Genomic DNA, 3,784 nt, shown 5'->3' on the forward strand with positions numbered 1-3,784 from the left:
GGCCCGGGGTGGCGCAGGGTTATTGGGGTGCCCCCCGGCAGAGTGATCAGATTTTCGAGGCATTCCTCGCTGGTAGTGGTGAGGGGCCGTTTCTGCGGACCGGGGATCGCGGCTTCCTGCGGGCTGGGGAATTGTTCCTTACCGGGCGGCTGCCGGATGTGGTGGTGCTCGCGGGGGTGCACTACTACCCGAGCGAGCTGGAAGCCACCGTGCAGCAGTGTCACGCGGTGCTGTTGACGGGGCGGGGTGCGGTGTTCGCCGATGACTGCGAACACCTGGTGGTGGTGCAGGAGGTCAGCTGCCCGGTCGGGGAGACGGAACTGGCCATGCTGGTGCCAGCGATCCAATCGGCACTGTCGGAATCTCATGGTGTTCAAGCGGATTCGATCCTGTTACTGGAGCCGTTGCGGCTGCCCACCGCCGCTGGCGGGCAGGTCCGCCGGGGACTATGCCGCTGCCAGTACCTCGATGGCACCCTCGACGCGCTCGCGCACTGGCACGCACCGGCATCCCTCGGCGCAGCCCGCACACCGCGGCAGGCTGACCTCGACACGCTCACCGAACCCGTAATGGCCCGCCAGCAGCAGCTATGCCAACATGCCTGAACCCGTCGTCGGCCTCGATGCAGAATCCAATCCTCATGCGGGTGTCTTGTGGGCCAGCCTCGATGATGTCTCCAGACCGCACGGATGTCGGTGTCTGAACGTAGCTTCGCGGCATGACGTCCGACGGCCCCGGCGCGTGACGCCACCCTGTCGCGGTCGGCACGCGCCCTCGCATCCGGTGTTGGAGAAGGCCTACGCCAACACCGCTGGCGCGGTGGCCTACGTCGACGAGACATTTCACCGCGCCGCCCTTGTCGGCGACCGGTTTTACGTGGTCACCGCAGTCCTGGTGGAACGTGACGAGATGCGGCCCCTACGTAATGGGCTGCGTGAGTTGGCCGGTAGCACGTTCTGGCACACCACCGACCAGCTGCTCACCGAGGACGGCCGCAGAAGGGCTCACGCGATGCTGGACTTTCTCGGCAGCGGCAACGAAATCTGTGTGATCGCTCATCACATCAGGGTGGACGACGCCGACACCGACCTGGAAAATGCCCGCCGCGACTGTTTACGCGCGGTGGCCACCCGACTGTCCGCCGGTATAGCGCCCTTGCAGGCGCCTGTCTCACTGTTGGTGATCGAGGAACGCAATCCGAGGAACCTCAGCAATCTCGACCGCAAGAACATCCAGCAGATGCGGGCTGAAGGCCTCATCCACCGCTCGATGCAAACGGTGCTGACGTCACCGAAATACGAGCACCTACTGTGGCTGCCCGACCTTATCTCGTTGGCCTACCGGCGGACGTTCACGCACGGCGACGACTCGCTATTTTCGCCGGTGCGCCACGCGGTTCACTTCGTCGACCCAGCCCTATGAGGAGCAAGGGATGAATCTGGTGGCCGCAGGGTGTTACGCTGGCTACGAGCAAGGAATCAACCCTCGGGATGTATACCTGACAGTTGATCTGGCCCCTGGTGACAGCTACGGCACCCAGGGGCTGCTCCATTTTTCGGCAAGCAGCACGTCTCCAGTTTGGGCAGCGTTTTCTCAACTGCCAGCATGCGCCGGTGGCTCCAGGGGCCGATGCGGCACCACCTTTGCCGTGGCGCGTGCCGCTGGACAGCGACCTCGGCGCGCTCGCGCATTGGCAGGTACCCGCATCCCTCGGCTCGGCCGGTCAACGGCGGCCGGTCAACGTCGTCACGCTCCCCGAACCCGTGACAGCCCGCCGGCAGCGGGTATCCCACGCATGATCTACGGAAAGTGTCGGGGGTGATGACCGGTTTCCTCCCCGGCCGAACCGCCCGCGGGGAACCGGAATTGGATGGGGCTGAACACAAGTCCTGGCAGAACTATCTGGCGACCGTCTTACGCATGAGCACCCTGCTCAACCGCGAACTGCTCGATGCTCATCAGCTTTCGCTGACCGATGTGCAGCTGCTGGATCTGCTGGCCAACTCCCCGGGTGGAACTGTTCAGCTGGCTGAACTGGCTGATGCTGTGGCGCTACTGCCCAGCCGACTGACCCGCCACATCCGGCGTCTTCAAGAACGCGGCCTGCTGGCGCGGATGATGGACCCGCAGGATCGCCGCCGCGTCGTCGCCGTCATCACCGAAGCGGGGAAAACATTGGTAGAGCAAGCGCTGATCACCTACGCCAATACGGTCCGCACCCACTTCCTCGGCCCGCTGACCCACCCGCAGATTGCTGCCGTGGCCACCACCTGCCGCCACATCGGCGACGGACTGAAAACAGCCAGGCCGTGACCGGGTGCCTCCTATGCCGGCACTGGCTATCGACGGCCCCACTTACCCGGCGCGTCTAGCTGAGTGAATGGCTGTGGGCGAGGGGCGCCCACGCCAAGCGAATCCTTCACCTGTGATCAGGTGTCGGGCTTCTCGGTGTGTTGCGCTGAGGTGGCCGGTGGGGAGGAGCGCACGAACATTCCGTGGGCAGTTGGTCGATACAGCTAACGGATTAAACTACTTAATCGGTTTTCCAACAATCGATTAACTCTGTTATAGCGAACTATCTACGGTGCGCGGACATGCATTTCGGGGCGCCGGCCCGACCGTTTACGTTTGAACTACTACGGCAGTTTTAGGAGTTTGCGATGACGGCCATCACACCGCCACTGACATGTGGTTTTGCGTCTTACCTGCGATAGCTATTGGGCCAGCTGTGGCGGTGAATCGCGACGCGGCTCTCGAAAAGGTTGGGCTTCTCAGGTCTACTCGACACCACCTTGAGCTTGCCTGAGCCGACACCCACCCGAGGAGGCATTGTGCACCTGGCATCCGCTAGCACTGCTGTCGCTTCGGTACGGGTTGGTTCAGCGCTGACATCGAGTCCGTCCACCGGTCACAGTGAAGAAGGGGCAACATTCATGGTTCGTCAGCACAACATCCACGCGTCCTCGCGCGACGTCGCGATTTCGACGGGGGGGGGGGGGCGCTTCCTCCCTTAACTGAGTTTGGCCCCGCCTCTCGTGGTGCCCTTTCCCTGACTGCGGGGGGGGGCGCTTCCTGGTGTAGCTAAGTTTCGTCGCTGCGCAATTGCCGGTGTCCTGGTTTTGGGCGCCGGCTTCGTCGTGTCTACGCCGGCAACTGTCGGGCATTCACCCGGTGCGCCCGTCGACATAGCTCTTGCCGCAGACAGTGGTTCACTGCCGGATCTGTTGGCGCCGTGGATCGATCAGTTCAGCACCGGGGCTTATAACGGTGCCACCCTGCTCAACAACTTCGCCTCCGCTCCTTTTGTGGCGCAGCAGCAGTTGGCCGTCAACCTGTCCGGCTATCTGCAGGACTTCGTCAACTCCCCAACCAGCAGCACCGTCACCAGCATCAGCAACGACATGCAGAACAACCTGGCGGCGGTATTAACGGGCTACACGCTGCAGGGGGCCACGAGCGCCACCACAGAGACGGTGGTCGCGCACACCCTCGACGGAATACCGGGCGATCTCAACGGGCTTGGACATTGGTTCCTCTTCACCGAGGTTCCCGGCTACCTGCCGGCCGATGAGGCTTCGACCATTACCGCGGTTATCGACTTCTTGGCGTCACCGGCGAGCGGGATCATCATGGGCGATCTGGGCCCGGGAATCAGCCCGTGGATCGCTTTGATGAACAGCATGACCGCCGGCGATGACTTCAACACCACGTTGGCCAACATGTTTGGTGCCTTCTTCAACGGCGCCACCCTCAACCTCGACAGTGTGATCCCGGCGATTGAGGC

General features: G+C 63.1%; 3 protein-coding genes and 1 pseudogene. All 4 read left to right on the forward strand.

The window, feature by feature from the left end:
- Window positions 1-605 (forward strand): annotated as a pseudogene (locus tag BN4346_RS46810) (hypothetical protein); the annotation flags it as partial.
- Window positions 606-741: 136 nt separating this feature from the next.
- Entirely contained in the window at window positions 742-1,422 is a 681-nt protein-coding gene (locus tag BN4346_RS46815) for a hypothetical protein (protein ID WP_154677698.1), read from the forward strand.
- Between the two features lie 498 nt (window positions 1,423-1,920).
- Window positions 1,921-2,313: a MarR family winged helix-turn-helix transcriptional regulator gene (locus tag BN4346_RS46820; protein WP_235653835.1), complete on the forward strand. Its 393-nt coding sequence runs from the start codon at window positions 1,921-1,923 to the stop codon at window positions 2,311-2,313.
- A gap of 824 nt (window positions 2,314-3,137) precedes the next feature.
- The coding region (gene gjpA / locus BN4346_RS46825; protein ID WP_154677699.1) for an outer membrane porin GjpA at window positions 3,138-3,784 on the forward strand (647 nt) is incomplete at its 3' end.

This window comes from Mycolicibacter icosiumassiliensis (genome assembly GCF_900078685.2).
Lineage (GTDB): Bacteria > Actinomycetota > Actinomycetes > Mycobacteriales > Mycobacteriaceae > Mycobacterium > Mycobacterium icosiumassiliensis.

Excerpts from the sequence above, each read along its gene's own strand:
- BN4346_RS46820 (WP_235653835.1), top strand. The coding sequence starts at position 1,921 with ATGAGCACCCTGCTCAACCGCGAACTGCTCGATGCTCATCAGCTTTCG.